General features: G+C 55.2%; 28 protein-coding genes. 14 read left to right on the plus strand and 14 right to left on the minus strand.

The genetic code is table 11. The annotated features are described in order from the left end of the window. Positions 1–12 precede the first annotated feature (12 nt). Positions 13–1,788, plus strand: a complete 1,776-nt coding sequence (locus ABJV08_RS01835) for a DUF885 domain-containing protein (RefSeq protein WP_348039076.1) — start codon at positions 13–15, stop codon at positions 1,786–1,788. On the opposite strand, the gene ABJV08_RS01840 is transcribed toward ABJV08_RS01835, so the two are convergent. The 10 genes from ABJV08_RS01840 to ABJV08_RS01885 form a co-directional block, all read right to left on the minus strand. After that, on the minus strand, positions 1,785–2,405 hold the full coding sequence (locus tag ABJV08_RS01840; RefSeq protein ID WP_348039075.1) for a hypothetical protein: 621 nt from the start codon (positions 2,403–2,405) through the stop codon (positions 1,785–1,787). The genes ABJV08_RS01835 and ABJV08_RS01840 overlap by 4 nt on opposite strands. Before the next feature lie 54 nt (positions 2,406–2,459). Then, positions 2,460–3,008, minus strand: coding sequence for a demethoxyubiquinone hydroxylase family protein (locus tag ABJV08_RS01845; protein ID WP_348039074.1), 549 nt, complete (start codon positions 3,006–3,008; stop codon positions 2,460–2,462). Further along, entirely contained in the window at positions 2,992–3,477 is a 486-nt protein-coding gene (locus ABJV08_RS01850; RefSeq protein ID WP_348039073.1) for a disulfide bond formation protein B, read from the minus strand. The genes ABJV08_RS01845 and ABJV08_RS01850 overlap by 17 nt, the downstream gene beginning before the upstream one ends. A gap of 9 nt (positions 3,478–3,486) precedes the next feature. Beyond that, entirely contained in the window at positions 3,487–4,851 is a 1,365-nt protein-coding gene (locus ABJV08_RS01855; RefSeq protein ID WP_348039072.1) for a S41 family peptidase, read from the minus strand. Positions 4,852–4,978: 127 nt separating this feature from the next. Next, a complete protein-coding gene (locus tag ABJV08_RS01860) occupies positions 4,979–6,175 on the minus strand; it encodes a peptidoglycan DD-metalloendopeptidase family protein (protein ID WP_348039071.1) in 1,197 nt (398 codons plus the stop codon). 5 nt (positions 6,176–6,180) lie between these two features. Further along, positions 6,181–6,603, minus strand: coding sequence for a 23S rRNA (pseudouridine(1915)-N(3))-methyltransferase RlmH (locus ABJV08_RS01865; protein ID WP_348039070.1), 423 nt, complete (start codon positions 6,601–6,603; stop codon positions 6,181–6,183). 12 nt (positions 6,604–6,615) lie between these two features. Further along, positions 6,616–6,939 (minus strand): ribosome silencing factor, encoded by a 324-nt coding sequence (rsfS, locus tag ABJV08_RS01870; RefSeq protein ID WP_348039313.1) that lies wholly within the window; start codon positions 6,937–6,939, stop codon positions 6,616–6,618. A gap of 92 nt (positions 6,940–7,031) precedes the next feature. Beyond that, positions 7,032–7,673 carry a nicotinate-nucleotide adenylyltransferase gene (locus ABJV08_RS01875; RefSeq protein WP_348039312.1) on the minus strand — a complete coding sequence of 214 codons (642 nt, stop codon included), beginning with the start codon at positions 7,671–7,673 and terminating at the stop codon, positions 7,032–7,034. Continuing rightward, the gene (locus tag ABJV08_RS01880) at positions 7,670–8,113 is read right to left on the minus strand and encodes a hypothetical protein (protein WP_348039069.1); all 444 of its coding nucleotides are present in this window, start codon (positions 8,111–8,113) and stop codon (positions 7,670–7,672) included. Before ABJV08_RS01880 ends, ABJV08_RS01875 begins: the two co-directional genes overlap by 4 nt. Then, complete coding sequence (locus tag ABJV08_RS01885; protein ID WP_348039068.1) at positions 8,113–9,366, minus strand: glutamate-5-semialdehyde dehydrogenase; 1,254 nt, start codon at positions 9,364–9,366, stop codon at positions 8,113–8,115. Before ABJV08_RS01885 ends, ABJV08_RS01880 begins: the two co-directional genes overlap by 1 nt. Positions 9,367–9,610: 244 nt before the next feature. Here ABJV08_RS01885 and ABJV08_RS01890 point away from each other — a divergent pair, with 244 nt between their 5' ends. Then, a complete protein-coding gene (locus ABJV08_RS01890) occupies positions 9,611–10,801 on the plus strand; it encodes a M23 family metallopeptidase (RefSeq protein WP_348039067.1) in 1,191 nt (396 codons plus the stop codon). Next, complete coding sequence (locus tag ABJV08_RS01895) at positions 10,794–11,216, plus strand: polymer-forming cytoskeletal protein (protein ID WP_348039066.1); 423 nt, start codon at positions 10,794–10,796, stop codon at positions 11,214–11,216. The genes ABJV08_RS01890 and ABJV08_RS01895 overlap by 8 nt, the downstream gene beginning before the upstream one ends. A gap of 35 nt (positions 11,217–11,251) precedes the next feature. Here ABJV08_RS01895 and ABJV08_RS01900 read toward each other — a convergent pair whose 3' ends face one another. Continuing rightward, the gene (locus ABJV08_RS01900; protein ID WP_348039311.1) at positions 11,252–12,760 is read right to left on the minus strand and encodes a YifB family Mg chelatase-like AAA ATPase; all 1,509 of its coding nucleotides are present in this window, start codon (positions 12,758–12,760) and stop codon (positions 11,252–11,254) included. Positions 12,761–12,939: 179 nt separating this feature from the next. On the opposite strand from ABJV08_RS01900, the gene ABJV08_RS01905 reads away from it, so the two are divergent. The 9 genes from ABJV08_RS01905 (at position 12,940) to dapE (ending at position 19,488) form a co-directional block, all read left to right on the plus strand. Continuing rightward, positions 12,940–13,668, plus strand: coding sequence for an alpha/beta hydrolase (locus tag ABJV08_RS01905; RefSeq protein ID WP_348039065.1), 729 nt, complete (start codon positions 12,940–12,942; stop codon positions 13,666–13,668). Positions 13,669–13,778: 110 nt separating this feature from the next. Then, positions 13,779–14,114: a PGPGW domain-containing protein gene (locus ABJV08_RS01910; protein WP_348039064.1), complete on the plus strand. Its 336-nt coding sequence runs from the start codon at positions 13,779–13,781 to the stop codon at positions 14,112–14,114. A gap of 107 nt (positions 14,115–14,221) precedes the next feature. Continuing rightward, positions 14,222–14,356, plus strand: coding sequence for a 50S ribosomal protein L34 (gene rpmH, locus ABJV08_RS01915; protein ID WP_082788408.1), 135 nt, complete (start codon positions 14,222–14,224; stop codon positions 14,354–14,356). Between the two features lie 7 nt (positions 14,357–14,363). Next, a complete protein-coding gene (gene rnpA, locus ABJV08_RS01920; protein WP_348039063.1) occupies positions 14,364–14,813 on the plus strand; it encodes a ribonuclease P protein component in 450 nt (149 codons plus the stop codon). A 2-nt stretch (positions 14,814–14,815) separates the two neighbouring features. Beyond that, complete coding sequence (gene yidD, locus ABJV08_RS01925; protein ID WP_348039062.1) at positions 14,816–15,028, plus strand: membrane protein insertion efficiency factor YidD; 213 nt, start codon at positions 14,816–14,818, stop codon at positions 15,026–15,028. 54 nt (positions 15,029–15,082) lie between these two features. Further along, positions 15,083–16,942: a membrane protein insertase YidC gene (gene yidC, locus ABJV08_RS01930; protein WP_348039061.1), complete on the plus strand. Its 1,860-nt coding sequence runs from the start codon at positions 15,083–15,085 to the stop codon at positions 16,940–16,942. A 25-nt stretch (positions 16,943–16,967) separates the two neighbouring features. Next, complete coding sequence (gene yihA / locus ABJV08_RS01935; protein ID WP_348039060.1) at positions 16,968–17,591, plus strand: ribosome biogenesis GTP-binding protein YihA/YsxC; 624 nt, start codon at positions 16,968–16,970, stop codon at positions 17,589–17,591. 72 nt (positions 17,592–17,663) lie between these two features. After that, positions 17,664–18,335, plus strand: a complete 672-nt coding sequence (locus ABJV08_RS01940; RefSeq protein WP_348039059.1) for a glutathione S-transferase family protein — start codon at positions 17,664–17,666, stop codon at positions 18,333–18,335. A gap of 10 nt (positions 18,336–18,345) precedes the next feature. Beyond that, complete coding sequence (dapE, locus tag ABJV08_RS01945) at positions 18,346–19,488, plus strand: succinyl-diaminopimelate desuccinylase (protein WP_348039058.1); 1,143 nt, start codon at positions 18,346–18,348, stop codon at positions 19,486–19,488. Here dapE and ABJV08_RS01950 read toward each other — a convergent pair whose 3' ends face one another. From ABJV08_RS01950 to ABJV08_RS01960, 3 genes are read right to left on the minus strand one after another with little or no spacing between them, the layout of a single operon-like run. Next, a complete protein-coding gene (locus tag ABJV08_RS01950) occupies positions 19,489–20,049 on the minus strand; it encodes a Smr/MutS family protein (protein ID WP_348039057.1) in 561 nt (186 codons plus the stop codon). It abuts the gene before it with no gap. A 3-nt stretch (positions 20,050–20,052) separates the two neighbouring features. After that, positions 20,053–21,285, minus strand: a complete 1,233-nt coding sequence (locus tag ABJV08_RS01955) for a murein transglycosylase A (RefSeq protein WP_348039056.1) — start codon at positions 21,283–21,285, stop codon at positions 20,053–20,055. 25 nt (positions 21,286–21,310) lie between these two features. Beyond that, the gene (locus ABJV08_RS01960; RefSeq protein WP_348039055.1) at positions 21,311–21,982 is read right to left on the minus strand and encodes a Tim44/TimA family putative adaptor protein; all 672 of its coding nucleotides are present in this window, start codon (positions 21,980–21,982) and stop codon (positions 21,311–21,313) included. Positions 21,983–22,258: 276 nt separating this feature from the next. On the opposite strand from ABJV08_RS01960, the gene secB reads away from it, so the two are divergent. Both secB and murJ read left to right on the plus strand, forming a co-directional pair. Further along, on the plus strand, positions 22,259–22,786 hold the full coding sequence (secB, locus tag ABJV08_RS01965; protein ID WP_348039054.1) for a protein-export chaperone SecB: 528 nt from the start codon (positions 22,259–22,261) through the stop codon (positions 22,784–22,786). A gap of 23 nt (positions 22,787–22,809) precedes the next feature. Next, on the plus strand, positions 22,810–24,399 hold the full coding sequence (gene murJ / locus ABJV08_RS01970; RefSeq protein WP_348039052.1) for a murein biosynthesis integral membrane protein MurJ: 1,590 nt from the start codon (positions 22,810–22,812) through the stop codon (positions 24,397–24,399). Positions 24,400–24,402: the final 3 nt, after the last annotated feature.

A 24,402-nucleotide genomic window follows, 5' to 3' on the forward strand; every position in this document is an offset into this window, starting at 1 on the left:
CTGGGAGAAAATATGATGCGCAGAACACATTTAGCCATGCTGGCACCACTGGCAATGTTGATCAATGTGCCAGTCCTTGCGCAGTCCGATAACAGCCAAAATGCAACCGAACTCCACAATATCATCGATAGCTATTGGGCCTATCAACTGGAACAATTTCCAGAATTTGCATCCTCTCTCGGAGTCGACGATCCGACCGGCAGGGTCAGCGATGCCAGCCTTGAGGCAGAAGAGGGCCGCGTCGCAAAAGCAAAGACCTGGCTCGCACAACTCAATGCTCTCGACATCAATAGTCTGAGCGAGGATGACAAGACCAACTTTGGTATATTGCGGCGGTCTCTTGTCGAGCAAATCGAAGCGAATGGCTATGGTCAGCGCACCATCAATTTCACCAACCGTGGCGGCTGGCATCAGAATTTTGCCAGTATGCAGAACAATCTGCCATTCCGTAATGCCCAGGATTACAAAACTTATGTCAATCGACTGAAGCAATATGCCAAGGTCAATGATCAATCCATTGCCGTGGCAAATGAAGCGCTCGCAGGCGGCTATGTTCAACCCTGCGTTTCCATGGTCGGTTATGAAACCAGCATCTCCGGCCTGATCACCGAAGATCCGCGCGAATCTCGTTTTTTCGAACCGTTCAAACGCAAAGTTCCTGACGGCATGGACCCTGAAGTTTTCGAGGGCCTAGCAGGCAGCGCACTGGCAACCATTAGCGCGCTGATCAATCCAGCCCTGCAAAAGCACTATAATTGGTACACAAAGGACTATGCTCCGAATTGCGCCAAGGCACCGGGCGTCTCGGCGCAACCCGGCGGCGCCGAATATTATGATTTCCGTATCCGGCAGATGACGACGACGGAAAAGTCAGCCGATGAAATTCACAATATCGGCGTCAGCGAAGTCGCGCGGATTCGGGCTGAAATGGTCGAGGTCGCCAAAGAGGCCGGCTATGATACGCGCGAGGCTTTTATCGAGCATCTCCGCACCGATCCAAAATATTACGCCAAAACGCCGGAAGAATTGATGGAAAAAGTCGCACGGGTGACCAAAATCATCGACGGCAAAATGCCTTCGATCATCGGAAAGCTGGCGCGCTTGCCTTATGGTATTAAGAAGATCCCAGCAGAGACAGCGGAAGGCACTACCACCGCATATTATAATCCGGGGTCACCGGATGTGGGCATCGCGGGTTTCTATTACGTCAACACATCCAAACTGGATCAGCGCCCGTTTTGGGAAATTCCAGCCCTGAGCGTGCATGAAGCGGTCCCCGGCCACCATATGCAGATCGCTCTACAACAAGAGCTCGACATGCCGGATTTTCGCAAGCATGGCGCGTTTTTCACAGCCTTTGTCGAAGGCTGGGGGCTCTATTCAGAGCGACTGGGCATTGAAATGGATCTCTACGATACGCCGGCCAAGAATATGGGTCGCCTATCCTATGAAATGTGGCGAGCCTGCCGGTTGGTGGTCGACACAGGCATTCACAGCAAAGGCTGGAGCAAACAGCAGGCGATTGACTTCATGACCGACAATACTGCGCTCAGCACCGCCAATATAGAAGCAGAAGTGAATCGTTATATCAGCTGGCCCGGGCAGGCTTTGGCCTATAAAATGGGTGAACTGAAAATCCGCGAGCTACGCGCCAAAGCAACAAGCGAACTCGGCAACAAATTTGACCTGCGCGACTTTCACGATGTCGTTCTGGGGCAAGGCGCCGTGCCGCTCGATATGCTCGAAGCGCAGGTGAACCGTTGGATTGAAACCACTAAGGCCAACTAGCCTTCAGGGCCTGGCGAATCTTCCGCTCCCGGCGGCACAGCCAGGTCATTTGTCGCTTTCAAAGCTTCTGCGTCCTGGGCTTCGAGCCGTTCGCGAGCGGCTTGCGCTGCGGCATTACGCGCCTCACGCTGTGCTTCGATTTCCAACAACCGCTCTTCAACGGCATCAGAATCAGCATCGATCCGGGCCAGGCGTTTCTGACGCTCTTCTTCGATCAACTGTCCCCAGTTGACCGTGTCATCCACGCCTTTCTCCGCATAAGCCTGCTTCAACAATGCCTGTGTACATCCGGTAAAACCGCCCGGTCCGGTCGGAGAACAGCTATTGGTACCCGCCGCGCCGACATATTCGTATGATCGGACCCTTTCCGACCAGGCTTGATTCTTGGCATCGCCCAAACTACCGCCTCGCAAGGTTTCTGGAATGCGGTAACGCTCGTCCTCATCTTTGCGCGCACAAACGACGATCTCTTCTTCGCTGCTCTGCGGACAGGGGTCATCGCCATAGATAACCAATTGATTGACCCGATCGCCGGCCTGATCTTGTGCCAGAGCAGGTGACACCAACATGACCGCACCCGAAATGGCAGCGGCGGAAAATAGAAATTTCTGTATCATATCATATCCTTTGTACCCGCCGTCCTGAACAGGTGCTGAAGCCGCCGGGGCTGCCTAGATCCGTTTGGACAATCCGATCGCGAATCTGCAACCCAGTCTGATCGCAGCACTCAAAACGGGATAGCCCGGTGTGTCCTCGGCGCCTGCAGCAATTGCTGTTTCTTTATGCTCCAATTCTTCTTCCCGAAACTCCGCAATCATACGGGTCAATTCGGGATCATTCTCGGATTCGAGCGTATCCAACTGTTCTTGATAATGGTGATCAATTTCGGTTTCGACCGCAGCGGTACATGCCATGGCGGCCCGAGGGCCCAGCGCAGCGGTTGTCGCGCCAAGCGCATAGCCCGCGACTTTCCAGAAGGGTTGCAGCGCTGTAGGCCGCACGCCGCGTTCGGCTATCATCTGGTCGAAAGCATCAAGATGCCGTTGCTCCTGCTCTGCCATATGATGAATAGCGCTGCTGTGCGGAGCATCATCACCCATTACCGCAAGCTGACCCTTATAGATTTGTGCCGCACCATATTCGCCGGCCTGGTTGACCCGGATCATTGACGCAATATCGACGTCTGCTTGTCCCAATTTTGTTTCAGCCATGATTGCCATCCTTCCGGCCGGTCGCCACCATAGCCAAGATGAGTATGGCGCCAGCAACTGACAAGAGGAAATTGAAGCCAGCGAGCGAAATACCAAACAGACTCCATGGCGCGACATCGCAGCGCACCAATGGCGCATTCATGATTGAATCGAGCATATCACCACCTGCCGGAAGGTTGGTCGCACAAGCGGTTAAGCCTTCCCACCAGCCATATTCGACGCCGGCGTGAAAACCTCCAATAAGCCCGCTAACCAGCACGGCAATCGCCGCAGCAATGACCAACAAAAAAGACCAGGCTTTGGCTCGCAATATCACGGCAAGCACTGCAAGAATGATTGCTGCGATATGCGGCCATCTTTGCCACATGCACATTTCGCAGGGATAGAGGCCAAAACCATATTGGCTGATCAGCGCACCGCCATATAATGCGGTGGGCAGCAGCAAGGCTAACCAATATGCGTTGCGATTGGGGGCCATCAGAAAACCCTAGTTTTTCGCAACCACAGTTTTCTTGCCTGCCTTTTTCGCAGCCTTGTTCATCGCGATTTTCAATCCGTCCGGACCAAGCCGACCAATGGTCTCAAGGGCATAGTGGAGTTGGAAATCGGCAATGCCCAGCTCCTTCAATTCTTCTGCGGTCTGGCTAAAGCGCGGATCGTCCTTCGTATCCTCTTCGAGCACTTCATCCTTCAATTTAACTTCATTGACCAAATGGCGACGCAGATCCGATTCCCGGAACCGCGGACGGGTCTTGTAATCGGGATCGGACAATTGCGGCACGTTGATATCGGGCTCAATTCCACCCTCTTGCACCGACTTTCCTGAAGGTGTGTAATAGCGCGCAGTCGTCAGGCGCAACGCGCTATCATTGGAGAGGGGCAGCAATGTCTGCACCGAACCCTTACCGAAGCTGCGTTCGCCCATGACCAGAGCGCGATGGTGATCCTGCAGGGCGCCAGCGACAATTTCTGAAGCGGAAGCAGAACCGGCATCAATCAAAACAATGACCGGCAAACCGGCAGCAGAATCGCCAGTCTTCGCAAAATAGCGTTCGATATCCGATTTTTCACGGCCGCGCTGCGACACGATTTCTCCGCGCGAAAGGAACACATCGGAAACCGACACGGCTTCATCCAGCAAGCCGCCAGGATTGGATCGCATATCCAGGACATAGCCGAGCGGCTTCTTGCCGAGCGACTTATCGATACCAGTTATCGCTGCAGCAACATCGGCACCGGTGTCGTTCGAGAAGCTGTTGATGCTGATCACGCCAATTTTGTCCTTGATCTCCCAAGTGACTGGCTTGAGATCAATGATCGCCCGTTTCATCGAAAGATCAAACGGTTTGTCGCGACCGGGGCGGACGATTGTGATGGTGATCGGTTCGCCGGGCTTGCCGCGCATTTCTTCAACCGCTTCATCAAGCGTGCCGCCGTAGATCAGCTCTCCATCAATATGGGTGATATAATCCCCCGCCTTGACTCCAGCGTTGTCAGCAGGCGTATCCTTGAACGGGGCGATGACTTTCACAGCGCCGTCTTCCAGCGTAACCGAGAGGCCCAAGCCCCCATAATTACCATCGGTCTGGGTCCGTAGATTCTCAAAGTCGCGAACATCAAGGAAGCTGCTGTGTGGATCGAGGCTGCCCAGCATGCCTTCTATGGCGCCTTTGATCAGATCGGCATCGTCCACCTGATCCACATAGTCATTCCGCACCCGGTCAAAGACACTCATGAACTGTTCCATCTCGCGATAGGTATTGGCATCCACGGCAGAAATTGCAGAGGTCGTTGCGGGCAGAAGCGCAACGGTCAAAACAAGGGCGGCGGCTTGCAATACGGGCTTTTTCATCAATGCTGTCCTGTATGTCTAGATCTATGCCAAATATAGGCAGGAATGGTTACTAAAGCCAAGCAGCTTAACCAAAAATGACGGAAGCGTTCGACGAACTGCTATTTTCCCATCATTTTGCTGGTTTTCAGCCAATCAGCGCGGCAATATCAATCGGTCGGCCATTGCGACGCAGTTCGATGGTAACCGTGGGGTCATCGGATCCCGACCGGCCAACCGGCGCACCCTGCACAACCCCATCGCCAACATTGACGCTGCTCATGGCCATATTGGTGATCAAACTCGTCCAACCAGCATCATGTTCAATGATCAAAATATTGCCATATCCACGGTAGCGCCCCGAATAGGCAATTCGCCCCGCAGCGGGTGCAACAATCTGCGCGCCAGAGTCCACCGCAATGGTGAGGCCTCGCGAACGATAACCACTATTGGAAATTTCACCGAGGCCGGTCACGATTTCGCCAATGACGGGCAAGCGATAAGCATTGGCAACATCTTCGTTCTGCCGGGCTGCGCTGACGGCCTGATCTTTCCCCTGGCCGGGTCGCAAGATGGGGCCTTCCAGTGCCTCCAGTGCTTCGCGGACTGCGCCGCTTGCGCGAATCTGGTCCATCAGATCCAGAATGTCGCGCGCTTCTTCGCCCAACGCGAGCGCCCGCTCTTGCTCTATACCGGCATCGTCGGACAATTGAGCCGCGTCCACCCGCTCGCTGGCTTCCAGGCCAGCCAGTTGCTGTCGCCGTTCGGTCAGTTGCCGCTGGCTCATATCCAACGATGCAATGGCCCGAGTGGATTGCAGCCGCAGCCGCTCGCCCTGCTTGACTTCATCGCGTAAACTAGCGGTGCGCCGCTCGATTTCCGGCATCACCGCCGAGAGAATCGAGCGCATGTAGATAAGCTCGTCGAGCGAGCGCGGCTCCACCAATGCGAGCGCGGTCGGCTTGCGGGTCATCATCTGAAGCGCAGCGGTCAGGCGAATCATCGGCCCCTGTTTTTCCGCCAGACGCGCGCGCTGGCGCTGCTGAAGTTTGGAGACAATAGAAATTCGTGTGCGCGCCGCTTTGATATCGGCTTCTGCTGCCTGAATGCGCGCAGCAAGAGCCGCAGCTTCGCTCGCGATCCGGTCGGCGTCATTGCTAGCAGCTTCTGCTTGCCGTCGTAAGGCCTCGCTGCGCTGGCGAGCCTCCTCGGACTGCTCGCGCGCCGAGAGCAAGCTGCGTTGCTGTTCGGACAGGCTGGGGCCCGGGGTCTGCGCAGAAATAAAGGTTGAACCACCAGCCGCCAGACCGGCGATACCGATCATAAAGATTGCAGTACGCAGCATCGCCGTCACCCTTCCCTATGGTAGGGATGGCCGGCAATGATCGATGTTGCCCGGAATAGCTGTTCAGCCAACATCGCCCGCGCCATCATATGCGGCCATGTGGCCTTGCCGAATGAAAAGAAATGATCGGCGCTAGAGCGTTCTTCTAAGCTCAAACCATCCGCAGCACCGATCAGGAAACGCGACTCCCGCACACCATCATCACGCCACGCCGAGAGCAAATCCGCAAATTTCTTGGACGTCCAGTTCTCACCAGCTTCATCCATCGCGACAATTTTTGTGACGCCGTCAAGCTTGGGTGTCTTGCCGCCTTGATCGGGCAGCTCGCTGATCTTCACGTCCCAACCGATACGTTTCAGATACCGGTCCACAATTTCCGATTCCGGACTGCGGCCGATTTTCCCGCGAGCGACAATATGCAATCTCATCGCCCTGCTGAATCAGGCTTCGACGGCGTCCGCCGCGTCGCCTTCTTCGTCGACCGCCCACATCCGTTCCAGATTGTAGAAACTACGAACTTCGGGCCGGAACAGATGCACGATAACATCACCGGCATCGATCAAAACCCAATCGGCGTTGGCAAGGCCTTCGATTCGCGCGGTTCCACCAGACTGTTTAACACGCTCGGCAAGCTTTTGCGCGATAGACGCGACCTGTCTGGTCGAACGCCCTTCAGCGATCACCATATGGTCTGCGATATTGCTTTTTCCATCGAGCGGGATGGAAATGACATCCTGCGCCTGATCATCATCAAGCGATTTCATGACAAGCGCATGGAGTGCGTCCGACTCAGCCTTTCCTTCCTTGGAAGTAGCAGATTTCAGAGCTTTTACCTTCGGTTTCGTCAACTTAAATCCTAATCTTCTGGGCCAATCAACTTATGGGTCACTGCGTCACGAACGCAGCGATCATCATATTGCTGATGCCATTGGGGCCGGGCCATCCGGATTGCGGTGGCCGAGCGGGGGTCGGGACGATAGCGCAAAAAAGTCAGCGCTGGCGTACTCCAATTTGTCCAGTTACCACGCTGGCTTGCAGGGTGGACGAATCGCCGAAGCCAAGCCATTGCGGGAGCCGCAAAAGCATCCTCATCATAGCCGGGTCTGGAAATAACTGCAATCGGCAATAGCCGAGCAATTTTTCGCCAGTCTTTCCAGCGGTGAAACTGGGCCAGATTATCCGCCCCCATGATCCAGACAAACTGCCTTTTGGGGTAGCGCCCTACCAAGGCTCGCAATGTATTATATGTGTATCGAGTGCCCAATTGTTGTTCGATAGCAGTGGGTTGGATTGGGCTGCGCCGAGTCATTTTCTGCGCAGAGGCCAGTCGCGCTGAGAGTGGAGCCATATCCTTGGCCCCTTCTTTAAGCGGGTTACCCGGTGACACCAACCACCAGAATTCGTCCAGCTCCAGTTCCTGAATCGCAAAGAGACTGACCGAACGGTGCGCTCCATGGGCCGGATTAAACGATCCACCAAGGAGGCCGGTGGTTTTCATGACAGGCTGGACCATGCTTTCCACGTACCAACGGCATAAAACAGGCCATAGACCAAAACGATCATCGAACTCCAAACCGCAAAGCCGTTCACTTTATCCGGTACAAAAACCAGCAGTGGAAACAACGCCAATCCTCGTAATAGATAAATCCCGCTGATTACGATCAAACCTGTGCGCATAAGTGGCGGTTTCCAACCCAGTCCTGCGCCGGCAAAAGCGAAATAGGCCCACACGGCCAACAATAATGCGATGCCCAATGTGATAATGGCGGGGTAAACCAAGCCCTTTTCCGCCATGCGCGCCATATCCTCACCGGCTCCGAAAAACCGGTACCAATCAGGACCGCCAACAATCACGCCGATGTGCAAGAAGCTCGCTATCAAACTTAAAGTTCCGCCAATAAGCAGTAGTTTCTGACCCAAGGCGACGGATGATTCCATCAAGGCCGCACCTGCCCGGTGCCGCGCACGACCCATTTGTAAGTCGTCAGCCCTTCCAGCGCCACGGGACCACGTGCATGCAATCGCCCAGTGGAAATCCCGATTTCCGCTCCCAGCCCAAATTGCCCGCCATCGGCAAATTGGCTCGATGCATTGTGCATGACAATCGCGCTATCGGCGCGCTGGATGAATATTTCGGCTGTCGGCAAATCTTCGGTAACGATCACATCCGTGTGATGGGAGCCATGTTCGGCAATATGAGCCAACGCCTCATCAACTCCGTTCACCATCGCGACCGACACGATCGGTGCGAGATATTCCGTGCCCCAATCTGAATCATCCGCCGAGACGATTCGTTCGTCCAACTCCAGCACCGCATCATCGCCGCGCACTTCGCATCCAGCATCGATCAACGCCCGCAACAAAGGTCCGGGCGCTGGATAGTCTTGATCGATCAACAAAGTCTCCATTGCGCCGCAAATGCCGGTCCGGCGCATCTTGGCATTTACGGCAATGGCGATAGCCTTGGCCTGATCCGCGTCCTTGTCGATAAAACTGTGGCAAACCCCATCAAGATGCGCGAGCACCGGCACGCGCGCCTCATCCTGCACCCGCTTGACCAGCGATTTGCCGCCCCGCGGAATGATGATGTCGATCAGACCGCTGGCTTTGAGCATCGCGCCGACCGCCTCCCGGTCTGTGATCTGGACCAGTTGGATAGCATTTTCAGGAAGGCCCGCTTTCACCAGCCCTGCAGACATGGCTTCGAAAATCGCACGGTTACTCTCAATCGCTTCGGATCCGCCGCGCAATATAACGGCATTGCCCGAACGCAGCGTCAAAGCCGCCGCATCGGCGGTAACATTCGGCCGGCTTTCATAGATAATCCCGATAACGCCCAGCGGCACTCTGACTCGCTCCATCACCAAACCATTGGGACGCGCACCGCGATCGATAATTTGGCCTACGGGGTCTGGGAGCTTGGCCACATTTTCTACGGCCGCGGCAATCGCTTCCAGCCGGTCTTCATCGATCATCAGCCGATCGAGCATGGAATCGCTCAATTCGCGACTACGCGCGCCATCCATGTCGCGCTGATTGGCCGCTAGAATAGATGACTGAGCGGCTCGCAAATTTTGCGCAGCAGCAACCAAGGCATCCGATTTTTGAGCATCGCTAACCCCCGTTAGCTTAGCGAAAGCGGCACGCGCCTTTCGGCCCATATCGGCGATGAGTTGTGCAGGTTCATTCATAGATGGCTGCTAGCATGGCGGGTGCAGCATTTTAACCCAAAATATTCCTACAGCGCCGGCCAGAAATTTTTATCGCTAGACGATCAGAATATCGAGCGAATCGGGAATATTTGGGTTAAAATTCAATAAATATCGCAATTCACCGCACCATAGGTTCGACTCGTCACGAGTCGCGGCTCGATGATTCGCTACGCTGGAAGCCGTCTGCTAGCGGGTGGCTGGGGATAAAAAACAACGGCGGGTCATGCACAAAGAGAAAACCAGAGAGGGGCTAAAAGCCCGGCTGGACCATATGTTTACAGATCGTGAATTTTTTATGCGATCGCACGGACAGGTCCGGTTTCTAACCATTTCGGCTGTGCTGCAGAAACGCGTGGTATATTCCATCGCCGTTGCGCTGACAGTCTGGCTTTTGATCACACTCGCAATGATGATCAACCAACTGACAGTCACGGGCGAACGTATGGCTCTCGCCGCAAAAGAAGCCCAAGTGAACAGCACCGAAAGCCGTGTTGCCAGTTACAAAGAATCGATTGGCGGCGTCGCTGCAGATCTGGAGCAGCGTCAAGATGTGCTCGATCAGATCACCGAGCAATTTATCGGGGAGCAATCCGAAGTTGCAGATCCATCTCAAAGCGATCCAGACGATGCGCAGTTGTCAGAAAACACAAGAAAAATTAGCACTGCCTTCCCCGAAGCCGCGCATTTGGCTCAGTTGGAAGCGCGTCAGATTACCTTTGCCCGGCGCTTGACCAGGGCTGCCAATCAGCGCACCGCACAAGCTGCGGCAGCGATCCGCAAATTCGGCCTGAATCCTGAGAATCTCGCCAAAAACTCGGTGGATGCAATGGGCGGCCCCTTGATTCCTTTCTTCAAGGATCAAGGCCAACAACTTCATCCAACACTGGAGCGGCTGAACCTAGCTCTTCAGAGGATGGACGCCCTGGAGCGGACATTGGTCGCTATCCCATCCGGCATGCCGGCCAGCACGGAAATGCTGTCGAGCAGCTATGGCTATCGCCGTGATCCATTCACCGGCGGCGGCGCAATGCACAGCGGCATGGACTTTAAGGGCCCGCACGGCCAACCGATACTGGCGGCGGCTGGCGGCGAAGTGACCCATGCGGGATGGAAATCGGGCTATGGCAAGACTGTGGAAATCACGCATGGTAACGGATTGATGACTCGCTATGCTCATCTATCGCGCATTGGTGTGACCGCAGGTCAAAAAATCGAACAGGGGTTGCAATTGGGGGCTATGGGAAGCACGGGACGCTCGACCGGAACGCATCTGCACTTTGAGGTGCGGTTGAACGGCAAAGCAATTAACCCCCGGCCATTTTTGGAGGCGAACACAGATGTTCTCAAAGTCAAAGCCATCGCAAGGCAACGCACCGCAGCGCAACGCGTCGAGTCAGGCCCAGACCGTGGCTAGAAACAGCGGCAGCACCGGATCAAGCTTTTCTGTCATTGGTGACGGTATTCTGATTACCGGAAATATCGAATCGAAAGTTGATCTGCATATTGACGGTGAAGTGATCGGCGACGTCAAATGCTTGTCATTGGTCCAGGGACCAACGAGCAAAATAAAGGGCGCGATCGTTGCTCAAAACGCCAGTCTGTCAGGCTCGGTCGAAGGCTCTATTGATGCCGGCGATCTCGCTATCGCCTCGACCGCGCGCATCGGTGGTGATGTCACCTATGAGAATGTGACGATTGAGCAAGGCGGTCATGTAGACGGCAAGTTCAAACACCGCAGCAACAAGACGCCCAATATCGCCAAGTCGACGGTGAACAAAAGCGAATTGGCAATGCCATTGGAGCTTACCGAAGGCGATAAGGCTGCTTGATTCTGCTGGCGGCACCGGGTTTTCCGTTTCAATGACTAACTGCGGGGCACTTGCCGCCGATAGCTGAGCGATTCGGCCACATGAATGCGACCGATGGCCTCGGCACCAGCCAAATCGGCGATGGTCCGGCTGACTCTTAAAACTCGCGTATAGCCGCGCGCCGTCAACCGCATCGCTTCCGCAGCATGCGCCAACAGGATTCGTCCCGGTTCATCGGGTGTGGCATATGTCTCCAAAGCATCTCCATCGATCTCGGTATTGGTCCGCGCTTCCAGTTCGGTGTAGCGCTGGCTTTGAATTGACCGGGCCTTTGCGACCCGGGCAGCGACTGCAACGGAACCTTCTGCGGGCGGTGGCATAGTAAGATCAGCGGCCGACAACGCTTCTACTTCTATATGCAAGTCAATCCGATCGAGCAGCGGGCCTGACACTTTTGCTTGATAGTCCGCAGCGCATCTTGGCGCCCGCGAACAGGCCAGTGCCGCATCCCCGAGATGCCCGCATCGACATGGATTCATAGCGGCGATCATCTGCACGCGCGCCGGAAAGGTGACGTGGGCATTGGCACGAGCCACGCTGACTTCGCCAGTTTCCAATGGTTGGCGTAAAGAATCAAGCACCGGCCTCTGAAACTCGGGAAGCTCATCGAGGAACAAGACACCCAGATGCGCCATGCTGACTTCGCCGGGACGAACCTTTAACCCGCCGCCAACAAGCGCCGCCATCGAAGCGCTATGATGTGGAGTCCGAAATGGTCTTTGTCGGGACATTTGTCCGCCTTCTAGCGTGCCGGCCACCGAGGCCACCATGGACACTTCGAGCGCCTCGGACGGAGATAAGGGTGGCAAGATGCCGGGCAAGCAAGACGCCAAGAGCGACTTTCCCGACCCCGGTGGACCGTTCATCAATAGATTATGCCCGCCAGCTGCCGCGATTTCGAGTGCCCGTTTGGCAGTTTCTTGACCCTTTACGTCTTTCAGGTCCGGTCCGTAATCTGGTTCGGGTGCCGCACCAGTTTTCGGTGGAGTCAAGATCGACTGGCCCTTGAAATGGTTGAGCAGGGCGAGCAGATCACCGGGCGCCAGTATCTCGACGTCACCGGCCCAGGCCGCCTCGGAGCCTTGCAATTCCGGGCAAATCAGACCGAGATTTCGACCTGATGCGTGAAGTGCGGCTAGCAAAACACCCGGGGTAACAGCCAGTCGACCGTCTAAGGACAATTCCCCAACCACAACATAGCTGACCAGAGTCTCGGCATCGATAATACCCATAGCACCAAGCAAGGCCAGCGCGATCGGAAGATCATAATGCGAGCCGGCTTTCGGCAGATCGGCGGGCGACAGATTGACCGTGATGCGTTTTGGTGGAAGCGAAAGCCCCATCGCAGCAATGGCCGCACGCACCCGTTCACGGCTTTCTGCGACCGCCTTGTCCGGCAAACCGACAACGTTGAACGCAGGCAATCCCGGCGCAACCTGGCACTGCACTTCAACACCTCGCGCTTCCAGTCCGAGATATGCCACGGTCTGAACCAGCGCCACCATCATGACCACCCCATTTTCATAGTCAAAACATTGGCGCTGCCCGGACGGCGAGTCGAGCGTCAACAGCCACTTGGCCGTAACCGTCAAAAATCCCGAAAGTCTGGGCACAAAGCAGGTTAATATCGCTGCAACCACGCGCCCTTACGCTTTGGCAAGCGATTTGCCCCCAAAAGCGACAAATGGAACAGGGCAGATCACTAGATATAGCGGGCAATCGTAGAAGCTCAGAAGGCTTCGGCGGCCTTTTCGTCGGCGCATTTCTTTTGGTCGCCTTTCTATTGCTGCCTGCCGTTCCGGCTCACAGCGCCAGTAGCTATGTGGTCACAGAGACCATCGAAACGCTGGAATATGAGATATATGAGCCAGTAGCGCCGGTCGCAGCAGCCACTAGCACGCTCGGCCAATATGGCCCATTTCGGGTAGTTGCTCATGACGCCGTTGAAATGACCGGTACGGTGGATAGCTATACACCGGCAGCTTTCCGCCAGATGCTCGGTCAATTTCCCGGGATCAAACGGATCGAAATGATCGATTGCGACGGATCTGTAGATGAAGAAGCAAATCTGAACCTCGCCCGGATGATTCGCCGCGCAGGAATCAGCACCCATGTGCCTGCCCACGGCTCTGTCCGTTCCGGTGCCGTGGAACTTTTTCTAGCCGGGCTTAACAGGACAGCACACCAGAATGCTGAATTTATCGTGCACAGCTGGATGGATGAAGATGGCCGCGAAGCGAATGACTATCCGGCCAATGATCCGGTACATGCCGAATATCTCGACTATTATGCCGAAATGGGTGTGCCAGTGCCGACAGCCAAAGCATTTTACGCACTGACCAACAGCGTCCCCTTCTCGGATCAGCTCCGGTTATCGCGCAGCGACATGGCACGCTTTCAACTTCTGCACTAATCCACCCCCGTTCACCTCTCGTGCATCTGCAGCAACAATAATCACTTGCGCACGCTTTAGTTGCGATAGCGGGCTTGCGAGTCTGGTCGCCAAGCACCAAGTGAGATGTAATGAACGATAAACTAACAAAGAAGCGGTGGAAATATACCTCGGGATCGCGATTCTTGCTCGCGGTCATCGGATTCATGCTGATCATTGTCTCACCGATTATTGGCGCGATTCCAGGCCCCGGCTTTATCATTGTTTTCCCGATCGGCCTTGCCCTGGTGCTGCAAAACTCCCGCTGGGCCAAAAAACGCTATGTCGATTTCAAACGGCGATTCCCCCATTATGGCAAATGGACTGACTGGGCGATGCGCAGAAGGCACCACAAAGCCCTTCCCGATGATTTTGAACTGCCGATTTTCGGTAAGGTGAAGGCAGGCAATCGAGACAAGAAAGTCTAGCGCAAATGCTTGACTTTCCGCGCCTGTCTGCCTAATCGCAGCCTCAACGTATCGGCCGCAGCTTATGGCGGCCTTTTTTATCGAAATTTTGACGTAGGATAATCGCGATGAAGCGTACTTTTCAACCAAGCCGCCTGGTCCGCAAACGGCGCCATGGTTTCCGCGCCCGCAAAGCCACTGTTGGAGGCCGCAAAGTGTTGGCAGCCCGCCGTAGCCGTGGCCGCAAGAAGCTCTCTGCCTAACAGCCATATGACCGTCAGTGCTACGCCCGTCGAAGCACGACCATCGCCGGATCATCTGGACTTGAAGTCCTCTGCGTCCGATTCGCATTCCGCTGATTCAAACCAGCCTGTGGAAGTGATTCGCAAGCGTGCGGATTTTCTCGCTGCCAATCGCGGCAAGCGATTTGTCACACCCAGCTTTGTTCTGCTTGCGCATCGCCGCAGCAGCGATCATCCGATCCCAGCCGGAACGATCCGCCAGGGCATCACAGTTACCAAGAAAATCGGCAACGCAGTGGCGCGCAATCGCATGAAAAGAAGATTCAGAGCATTGCTCGCCAATATATTGCCGAGCAACGGCATCACAGGCGTTGACCACATCATGATCGGCCGCAAAGCCAACAAAGAAGTGGATTTTGCAACTTTAACAACCGAATTGGAAAAGGGCCTCAAATATCTGGCCAAAAAGCTGGGTTAGAGATGCTCAGAAAAATTTTTATCTTCTGCGTTCGGCTCTGGCAATGGGGGCCTTCGCGGATATTGCCACCGACTTGCCGCTTTCAACCCACTTGCAGCGCCTATGCGATTGAAGCGATCGAGGAACATGGTGCAATTAAGGGTAGCTGGCTAGGAGCGAAACGGCTATTGCGCTGCCATCCTTGGGGAGGCTCGGGTTATGACCCCGTTCCTTGATACCTTCATACACCGATCCTATTTGCAACAAATGGCCGAAAACAGGACGACATAGTGGACGATAAACGTAATATTATCATGGCGGTGCTTCTCACCGGGATCATCCTATTTGGCTGGCCCGTACTGATGGAGCAGCTTTTCCCAGAAATGGCCAACAAGACCGAAGTCACGGCACCGGCCGTTGATCCGGCGGCGGCTACCGTGGCTGGCGACACTGCGGCCCAGACTGGCGCGCTTGTCGACGGCGGAGCGGAAATCGCTACCGGGGCAGCTTCGGACAAAATTCGTCCGCTGGCGACAGTTTTGCGCGAAAACCCGCGTGTCCTGATCGAAACACCACGCGTCAAAGGTTCTATCAACCTCAAAGGCGGACGCATTGATGACCTGACACTGACGGATCATACAGTGGACATGAGCAAAGATAGCGACCCTGTCCGGCTCTTCTCGCCTTCTGGAACCAAAGATGCCTATTTCAGCCGCGTCGGCTGGGCCGGTGAAGGCGTTGCTGTCCCGGACGACAATACTGTCTGGACACCTGATCAAAGCAAGTTGACCCCCAGCACACCGGTAACCCTCAGTTGGGCCAACGAGACGGGGCAAACTTATACGATCACGCTCTCGATCGATGAAGACTATCTGATCACATCTGAACAGAGCGTCACGAATCGCGGTGAAAATGCAATCGCGCTCAAACCATATGGCTTGATTAACCGGAAACGGGACCTGGCCAATGTTGCGCCAAGCGAAGCCAGCACATGGACCATCCACTCCGGTCCTGTTGGGGTATATGAAGGCGCCGCAAACTACGATGTAGACTATGAGAATGTAGCTGGCGAAGAACCTGGCTTTTTCTCAAGCATGTTCGGCACCTCAGCGGTCGCCGGAACCAATAGCTATGACAAAGAGGTCAGTTGGCTGGGCTTTACCGACAAATATTGGCTGGGCGCATTGATCCCGGAGGATATTAATCAGGTCGACGCCAAGTTCCGCTCGGGCGGCAGTGATATATTTCAGGCCGAGATCGCGAAAAAGACGGCACAGATCATCGCGCCTGGCAAAGAGCTAAAAACCACGACCCGTTTGTTTGCCGGCGCCAAAGAGAATGCCGTTCTGGAAAAATATGAAGCAGACTTCGGTATCCAGAACCTGGATCGCGCGATCGACTGGGGCTGGTTCTACTGGTTTGAAAAACCGCTTTTCTATCTGCTCAACTGGTTGTTCAAAATTGTTGGCAACTTCGGCGTAGCCATTGTCCTGATGACCTTTGTTGTGCGGGGAGTCATGTTCCCGATCGCGCAGAAACAATTTGCGTCCATGGCACAGATGCGGGCCGTTCAACCGAAGATGAAAGCGCTTCAGGAAAAGCACAAGGACGACAAACAGGCACAGCAACAAGCCATTATGAAGCTGTACAAGGAAGAGAAGGTCAATCCGCTCTCCGGCTGTCTTCCGATCTTCTTGCAGATTCCAATCTTCTTCGCCCTCTACAAAGTGCTGATGCTTTCCATCGAAATGCGCCATCAACCCTTTGTGCTTTGGATCAAGGATTTGAGTGCTCCGGACCCATTGACCCCGGTCAACCTGTTCGGTCTGCTGCCATTCGATCCGCCAAGCTTCCTGGCGGTCGGCATCTTGCCGATCCTAATGGGCTTCACCATGCACTTGCAATTCAAATTGAACCCGGCACCGATGGACGCGATGCAGAAACAGATATTCGCCATCATGCCATGGATTCTGGTGTTCATCATGGCACCATTTGCCGCCGGCCTGCAGCTCTATTGGACTGTATCCAACATTCTCACCATCGCGCAACAAAAGTGGCTCTATTCGCGCCACCCGCAGATGAAGGAAATGATGGCGAAGGAAGCAGAAGAGAAGGCGAAAAAAGCGGCTGCTGACAAGGCCGAGGCATGACCCTGGCCAGCAGAAAGAGCAGCCAATGGTGACCCCACTTCACCCAAAGCTGTTCTCTGGCCCGATCAGCTTTCTGAAAAGTGCGCCGCAGTTGCAGTTCCTGCCCGACCCGAAGGTGCCGGAAATTGCCTTTGCGGGGCGGTCGAATGTCGGCAAATCTTCGCTGATCAATGCGCTGACCAACCGCAATGGTCTGGCGCGGACGTCAAACACGCCCGGGCGAACCCAAGAACTGAATTTCTTCGATATCGGCGATCCGCTGATTTTTCGTATCTGCGACATGCCGGGCTATGGCTTTGCAAAAGCACCGCCGAAAGTCGTCCAGAAATGGCGCTTTCTTATCAACGACTATCTTCGTGGGCGAGCCGTGCTGAAACGCACATTCGTCCTGATCGATTCGCGACATGGCATCAAGCCGGTTGACGAAGAAGTGATGGAAATGCTCGACAAGGCGGCAGTCAGTTACCGGGTGGTGCTTACCAAGGCAGACAAAGTGAAGCAGGAAGCTCTGGATGTCACAGCCGAGCAGGTTGCGGCAATTGCCAAGAAGCATCCGGCAGCCCATCCTGACCTATTGCTCACCTCTTCAGAAAAGAAACAGGGTATAAACGAGTTGCGGCTTGCCGTTCTCGAAGCCGTACAAAGCTAATTTCCCCAAAACTATTCTCCCGGACGTCGGTTTTCTATACATTGGTTTCCATATTTGGTTATGGGACAGAATATGAAACTGATAATTGGAAACAAAGCCTATTCTAGCTGGTCGATGCGCGGCTGGCTCGCCTGCAAACAATCGGGCTTGTCCTTCGAAGAATTGACCGTGCCCCTATTCGGCGACGATTGGGACCATGTCCGGGAAAGTGAAAATTTCGCACCTTCAGGCGGGAAGGTTCCGATATTGTGGGATGGTGAGACGGTGGTCTGGGACAGCCTGGCAATCGTCGACTGGCTCGCCGACAAGACCCACCGAGACCGGTTTTGGCCGAAAGATGAAATCGCACGCGGCATGGCCCGGTCGATGGTGGCAGAAATGCACTCGAGCTTCATGGCTCTGCGCCGCCAATGCCCCATGAATACCCGAAAAATATACGAAGGCCTTACCTTAAGCGACGAGGTCAACGCCGATGCCGCGCGGATCATCGAATTATGGGCACAGGCGCGAGCACGCTTTGGCGGCGGCGGACCATTTTTGTTCGGCACCTATGGCGCGGCAGATATCATGTATGCGCCCGTCGTCTCCCGATTCCAGACCTACGGATTCCGCCTGCCCGGCTTTGCCACCAGTTATATGCAGACCATTCTCGATCATGAATGGACCGCGCAATGGATGGAAGCCGCAGAAGATGAGCCATGGGTGATCCAACGCCTAGAGCAGCCAGAAACGGCAGAAAGCTGATCAATCACCCATGACCCTCGCAACAGTAATTGACCTTGCAAAAAAGCTGATCGCCCAGCCCAGCATCACCCCCGCGACCGGCAGCGTGTTTGACGAGATGGAAGCCATGCTGGAACCTCTGGGGTTTGAGATATCACGTTTCATTGCCGGTGATGCGCCCGAAGATGCGGACCAGGGGGGTCCCGTCGAAAACCTCTTTGCCATTCGCAAAGGAGCAGCCGGAGCACGGCATTTTTCGTATGCAGGTCATCTCGATGTTGTTCCTCCAGGCCAGGGTTGGCAAACCGATCCCTTCGTGCCGGAAATCCAAGGTGAATTGCTCTACGGACGCGGCGCGGTCGACATGAAAGGCAGCATTGCCGCCTTTGTCAGCGCGCTCCATGATTTGCCCAAAGACCTGGGCACGATAAGCCTGATCATCACCGGCGACGAAGAAGGGCCAGCCCGCTTTGGCACCGTGGCACTGATGGACCTTATGGCCGAGCGGGGCATTGTCCCTGATCTCTGCCTTGTCGGAGAGCCAACATCGGTCCACAAACTTGGCGACATGATGAAGATCGGGCGGCGAGGTTCGGTCAACATGTGGATCACAGTGAATGGCATGCAGGGCCATGTTGCCTATCCGCATAATGCCGACAATCCAATCACCAAGCTAGGCAAGATTTTGAGTGAAATTGATGCCCTGCAACTGGATCAAGGGACCGACTGGTTTCAGCCGAGCAATATTGAATTTACCGATCTCCATGTTGGCAATCCTGCGCATAACGTCATTCCTGCCAAGGCGGAAGGCCGGCTGTCCATCCGGTTCAACGACCGACACAGCGGCGAAAGCCTGAGCGCCATGGTTCGGGAGATTGTCGAACGGCATGGCGGAGCATTGAAGCCGATCATTTCCGGCGAACCATTTTTGACACCACCGGGCGAATTTTCTGACATCGTGGCCGGCGCCATTCATAACGTCACCGGCGTGGAACCGGAATTGTCAACCTCTGGGGGAACCTCCGATGCGCGCTTTCTAGCCAAGATCATGCCGGTGGTCGAATTCGGCCTCTGCAACGCGACGATGCACAAGCTGGATGAAGCTGTGGCGATTGATGATCTGGAACAATTGTCCAAAATTTTCGCGCTGATTGTCGAGCGGGCGTTGCGCTGACTAGCGCGGTCGCCGCAAAATAATATAAAGCGCGCCAGCACCCCCATGGCGGGGATGGGCGCGACGCACTGTCGCAATGCGCGATGCATGGCGGGATGCAGCCAGCCAATCAGAAATAGCAGAACGAATCGCGCCGCGGCCGCCGGATCGACTGCGTTCTTCTTCGCTTCGCGCTTTGCCCGTAATCAACAACATTGCCCTGTGGCCTGCGGCGAGGCTCAATTCCAATGCGCTGTCGAGGCGTCCGTGCGCAGATGACAATGTATAGCCATGCAAATCGACGGTGACATCCGGCTGGACCATGCCTTTCGCCAGTCGCCGATCCCAGCCACCATCCAGACCATGCCGGGTCGGCACCGGTTTCTGATCGCGCAAGGGAACCGCCTTGGTTGTTTGCCCGCCAAAAGATTCAGCTGTAATCGGTCCGTTGATATCGCGCGGCCTCTTGGCTGTAGGAAGCGATTCCACACGCTTGACCCGCCCGTGATCGAGTGGCTTCACAGTCTCTATAAATTTCTGCCAGAGCGCCTTTTCGCCGGCGGTTAGAGGCCGGTCGGACATGGTTTAATTGCCTCGGGGCTGTTGGGAATCGAGAAGCCGGGATATTGTGCCCTTCGGCAGGAAAATCAGCGCCTGTCCCCGCGAAGCCATGCCGCCTGCTATTCTGGCCGCTTCTTCGCCTGCGCCCCAGAAAGTATCAAAACGGTTGGGACCTTTAATGGCGCCGCCACTATCCTGGGCCACCCAGATGCCGTCGGCAATATCATGTTCCATGTCGAGATAGACCGGAGCGCCCAAAGGCACGAACATCCGGTCAGCGGCAACCGATGTCCGGGCTACAACAGGATGACCCATGGCTCCCAAAGGTCCTGCACCGGTGAGCTCCTGAAAAAAGACATAGCTTTTATTCTCACGCATGATCCGCATGCCTTGCTCTGGATTGGCGCGCAGCCATTCGACAATGCCTTGCATATTGGTCTTGCCATCGGCCAGCAGGCCACGTTCCCGCATCACCCGTCCGATACCGGTATAATCATGACCATTTTGCCCGGCATAGCCAATGCGCATGACCGAGCCATCGGGCATCGCTAGACGGCCGCTGCCTTGAATTTGCAGAAAGAAAAAATCGACATAGTCCTGCGCCCAGGCAATCTCGAGGCCTTGATCAGCAATGGCTCCGTCATCAATGGCGCCGCGATCTTCAAAGGGCACCAGCTTGGTTCCAACAGCCTTGCCGCGAACACGCTTGTCTTTGAGACTTTCAGAAAATTGGCCCAAATCGACATCAATCAAATTCGGCGGTCGGCGATAGACGGGGACCGTATATTTGCTATTTCTAACCCTCGACCCACGAATCTGTGGTTCAAAATAGCCGGTGGCGAAGGCCTCGCCATTACCGACCTGGACGGTTTCAAAATAGGATTGGAAGAAGCGCGCCGCATCGTTCGTCGCCCAACTCTGCGCTGCCTGGCAAGACGCTTGCCAGTCTGCCCCATTGGTCAACCCGCTATTGTCTTCGCGGCGAACCAGGGAACCGCAACTGGTGCGATAAGATTGCAAGGCTGAGCTGGCTTTGGTTGGCGACAAGTTCAACGCAGCAACATCTGGTCCGGCGGCAATGCCGGTGCCCAGAGCGCGTGTGGTATCTTCGCCGATTATCGTCGGCGTACGAACGGAACCGGATGGAGCCCCCGTTGTCCAGCCGCTATCCTGCTGGGCAGAAACCCCTTGGGGCACAAGCGTCATGGAGCAAGCGCTAAACAGCAATGCCGCTCCGAAAAGCGTTCCGATTTTCATAATAATGCCCCCCGGCGACTGAGGGTCAGGCCTCATCGGTCTCGTCAAGCAACCAATTCGGGTCGGCGCTCGAAAGATCACGGCTAAAGGTCCAAACATCGTGGGTTTCGGCGGCGTCAGAGAGCGATCCGCCAATGAGCTTGCCCTTTTTGTCTTTTACCACAGCGGCAATATCGGCATCAAATTGCACCGTGATGCGGGCCACAGGCCGACTATATTCGGCCGCAGAAATCCGTGCATCGTCAATGCGAACAAGCTGGTTTTCGAGGACTTCACCACGTTGTTCACGCGCGTCGATGACTTCTTCGAAACTCTGATAGACATCGTCGTCACAGAGCAATTTCAACTCTTCCTTATCGCCCTTCCAAAAGGCTTCAAGAATCATACCGTAAGCCGCTTTCGAGCCTTCGACGAACCGACCGACATCAAAATTGCGGTCCGCGCTCAGAATTTCACGCATCCCGGCTTCCGCACTGCTGTCATAGATCATGGTTGGCGTGCCCGCAGGAGCAGGAGCGGGAACAATATCTGGAATATGCGGTTTGCCATCTTCAGATGGCCGGCGCTCGTTCGCGCGCGGGTCGATGCTCCGCGGCGTATGCTCTTGTTCATGGCCGGTGCGCTTGCCCAGCACAGAATAGAGCCGCAGGCCAAGAAAAGCCGCCACAACTGCCAAAAGTACAATTTCGAAGGTCACTGCAATATCCAATCTTTCCAATTGCCCTATATATAGGCAGAAAAAGGGCCGGTTTCAAATGCATTAGTAGAAAAGCCACCTTGCTGCAATCGGCCAACCTCTTCTAACAAGCAAATTGTGAACCCGCGCTTACAAATATTGTAAAATGCGGTCCTCAATAAGCCCCGTTTACTCTTTCATTGCCCTCGGTTCCGTCCCCTGCTAGGCGCGCTGCGACCGGCGCTGCAATATGCGCATAAGGACATGTTTGACTGATTTTCCAAAAGGACGCGCCCGATGGCTGATGAGAATGAAAAAGACGAAACCGGTAATGTGACCACTCCGGATCCGCTAGCAAATGGCGCAGACACCGCGCCCCAAATTGGCGTGATTTCACAATATGTGAAGGATCTGTCGGTCGAAAATCCAAATGCACCCGATGTGTATCAATGGAATGCACAGCCGCAGATTGACGTGCAGTTCAACATCGGATCGTCCAATGTCTCGGATGAAGTTCATGAAGTTGAACTGAAGATTGATGTCACCGCCAAGGCGGATGAAGGCGTCGCCTTTGCTATTGAACTTCTCTATTGCGGTCTCTTCGGACTGCGCAACGTTACCGACGAGCAAGCCCATCCGTTCCTGTTCGCTGAAGCGCCGCGGCTCCTCTTCCCCTTTGCCCGTGCCATTATCTCCGACGCTGTGCGCGATGCGGGATTCCAGGCCTTGCTGCTTGAACCCATTGATTTCACAACGCTCTACATGCAGCAGCGCGAACAGATGGCGGCAGAGCAGACAGGCGAGCAGCCGGTTGGCAACGCTTAACCGACACTGCTAGGACAGCAGGCATGAACCTGCTGAAATCCACCGGTACGATTGCCGGGTTGACTTTGGTCAGCCGCGTTTTCGGATTCATGCGTGACATCATGCTGGCGCGGATACTCGGTGCCGGGGCAGCCGCTGATGCATGGCAGCTGGCGTTTCAACTGCCCAATATCTTCCGCCGACTATTTGCCGAAGGCGCATTTTCGGCCGCCTTCGTGCCTTTGTTCAACCGCAAGATGGAGGTTGATCAAGATCGCACGGCGGCACAGAAATTTGTCGTCGATGTCTTGTCTGTTTTCGTGCCTTTGCTGCTGGCCTTTTCCGCAGTCATGATGCTGGCGATGCCTGGCCTGCTCTGGCTGATCGACGATTTCGGGCAAGGCGGGCGATCGGATAGCTTCTCTCTTACACTGGCCCGCATAACCTTTCCCTATCTCGGCCTGATCAGCGTCACGACATTATTCGCAGCGATATTGAATTCGCTCAGCCGCTTCGCGGCAGCCGCTGCCGCGCCGATCATGCTCAATATCTGCATGATTACCGCCTTGCTGGCCTCCTACCTATTGAACGACGGCAGCGATCCGCGCCAGACCGCCTATTTTCTGGCGATTGCCGTCGCATCTGCTGGACTGATCCAGATGCTGTGGCTCTATTACTGGGCGCGCAAAACCGGATTTCGTTTCCCCCTTAAAATGCCACGCCTGACTGCCGACGTGAAGGAATTGGGCATCCTCATCCTGCCAGCGGTATTCGGAGCGGGGATCTATCAGATCAGTCGCTTCATTGACCTGTTCTTTCTCGGACGTTTGCCGGAAGGCTCTTTCGTCTATCTGGCCATGGCTGATCGCCTGAACCAACTTCCGCTGGGCATTATCGGTATTGCTCTCGGGACCGCCATTCTGCCTGCCCTTTCTCGATTCATAGCCAAGGATGATCAAGGCGGAGCCCAGCGATTGCAAAGCAATGCAGTCGAACTGGCTATGTTGCTCACCATACCTGCGGCCATCGCCTTGTTCTTTGCGGCTGGCCCTTTGGTTACATCCTTCTACGTCGGCGGCAATTTTACCGCCAGCGACGGCGAGACCACCTCCGCTGTCGTTGCCGCGCTGGTCGTCGGCTTGCCTGCCTATGTTCTGGTAAAAGTCCTGATCCCAGGATTTTTTGCACGGAAAGATACCAAGACGCCGGTCTACACAGCAGGCCTATCTTTGCTCATCAACATTGCGCTCAACCTTCTTTTGATCCCACTATACGGCATCAAAGGCCTCGCCTTTGCCGGTGCGGTCGCGGCCTGGTGCAATTGCGCTATGCTTTACACCATGCTTCACCGGCGCGGACATTATCATCTGGAATGGTCATTGTTGCTGCGGATTGGCCGGATCACGCTCTCTGCGCTAGGCATGGCCGCTGTCCTCATTTACGCTGCTCCGATCGGAGAAGGCATGTATGACGGCACCATCTGGCAGAGAGTGGGTTCGATCACGGCTCTGGTCAGCGTCGGCGGACTGGTTTATGCGGCGCTCGCATGGCTGACCGGCGCGATCGATCGCGACAAGATCAGCATGCTGACCAAGAAGAAAGCGGCGGAAGAGGCCGCAAACGAAGGAAGTTAAAGC

It is taken from the genome of Parasphingorhabdus sp. (genome assembly GCF_039982395.1).
In the GTDB taxonomy this organism is placed as follows: domain Bacteria; phylum Pseudomonadota; class Alphaproteobacteria; order Sphingomonadales; family Sphingomonadaceae; genus Parasphingorhabdus.

Excerpts from the sequence above, each read along its gene's own strand:
- yihA (WP_348039060.1), top strand. The coding sequence starts at position 16,968 with ATGGTGACCCCACTTCACCCAAAGCTGTTCTCTGGCCCGATCAGCTTT.
- ABJV08_RS01860 (WP_348039071.1), bottom strand. The coding sequence starts at position 6,175 with ATGCTGCGTACTGCAATCTTTATGATCGGTATCGCCGGTCTGGCGGCT.
- ABJV08_RS01905 (WP_348039065.1), top strand. The coding sequence starts at position 12,940 with ATGGAACAGGGCAGATCACTAGATATAGCGGGCAATCGTAGAAGCTCA.
- secB (WP_348039054.1), top strand. The coding sequence starts at position 22,259 with ATGGCTGATGAGAATGAAAAAGACGAAACCGGTAATGTGACCACTCCG.
- rpmH (WP_082788408.1), top strand. The coding sequence starts at position 14,222 with ATGAAGCGTACTTTTCAACCAAGCCGCCTGGTCCGCAAACGGCGCCAT.
- murJ (WP_348039052.1), top strand. The coding sequence starts at position 22,810 with ATGAACCTGCTGAAATCCACCGGTACGATTGCCGGGTTGACTTTGGTC.
- yidD (WP_348039062.1), top strand. The coding sequence starts at position 14,816 with ATGCTCAGAAAAATTTTTATCTTCTGCGTTCGGCTCTGGCAATGGGGG.
- ABJV08_RS01880 (WP_348039069.1), bottom strand. The coding sequence starts at position 8,113 with ATGGAATCATCCGTCGCCTTGGGTCAGAAACTACTGCTTATTGGCGGA.
- rsfS (WP_348039313.1), bottom strand. The coding sequence starts at position 6,939 with ATGAAATCGCTTGATGATGATCAGGCGCAGGATGTCATTTCCATCCCG.
- ABJV08_RS01875 (WP_348039312.1), bottom strand. The coding sequence starts at position 7,673 with ATGAAAACCACCGGCCTCCTTGGTGGATCGTTTAATCCGGCCCATGGA.
- ABJV08_RS01865 (WP_348039070.1), bottom strand. The coding sequence starts at position 6,603 with ATGAGATTGCATATTGTCGCTCGCGGGAAAATCGGCCGCAGTCCGGAA.
- ABJV08_RS01890 (WP_348039067.1), top strand. The coding sequence starts at position 9,611 with ATGCACAAAGAGAAAACCAGAGAGGGGCTAAAAGCCCGGCTGGACCAT.
- ABJV08_RS01855 (WP_348039072.1), bottom strand. The coding sequence starts at position 4,851 with ATGAAAAAGCCCGTATTGCAAGCCGCCGCCCTTGTTTTGACCGTTGCG.
- ABJV08_RS01955 (WP_348039056.1), bottom strand. The coding sequence starts at position 21,285 with ATGAAAATCGGAACGCTTTTCGGAGCGGCATTGCTGTTTAGCGCTTGC.
- ABJV08_RS01900 (WP_348039311.1), bottom strand. The coding sequence starts at position 12,760 with ATGGTGGCGCTGGTTCAGACCGTGGCATATCTCGGACTGGAAGCGCGA.
- ABJV08_RS01940 (WP_348039059.1), top strand. The coding sequence starts at position 17,664 with ATGAAACTGATAATTGGAAACAAAGCCTATTCTAGCTGGTCGATGCGC.
- ABJV08_RS01835 (WP_348039076.1), top strand. The coding sequence starts at position 13 with ATGATGCGCAGAACACATTTAGCCATGCTGGCACCACTGGCAATGTTG.
- ABJV08_RS01845 (WP_348039074.1), bottom strand. The coding sequence starts at position 3,008 with ATGGCAATCATGGCTGAAACAAAATTGGGACAAGCAGACGTCGATATT.
- ABJV08_RS01840 (WP_348039075.1), bottom strand. The coding sequence starts at position 2,405 with ATGATACAGAAATTTCTATTTTCCGCCGCTGCCATTTCGGGTGCGGTC.
- ABJV08_RS01950 (WP_348039057.1), bottom strand. The coding sequence starts at position 20,049 with ATGTCCGACCGGCCTCTAACCGCCGGCGAAAAGGCGCTCTGGCAGAAA.
- ABJV08_RS01885 (WP_348039068.1), bottom strand. The coding sequence starts at position 9,366 with ATGAATGAACCTGCACAACTCATCGCCGATATGGGCCGAAAGGCGCGT.
- dapE (WP_348039058.1), top strand. The coding sequence starts at position 18,346 with ATGACCCTCGCAACAGTAATTGACCTTGCAAAAAAGCTGATCGCCCAG.
- ABJV08_RS01850 (WP_348039073.1), bottom strand. The coding sequence starts at position 3,477 with ATGGCCCCCAATCGCAACGCATATTGGTTAGCCTTGCTGCTGCCCACC.
- rnpA (WP_348039063.1), top strand. The coding sequence starts at position 14,364 with ATGACCGTCAGTGCTACGCCCGTCGAAGCACGACCATCGCCGGATCAT.
- ABJV08_RS01910 (WP_348039064.1), top strand. The coding sequence starts at position 13,779 with ATGAACGATAAACTAACAAAGAAGCGGTGGAAATATACCTCGGGATCG.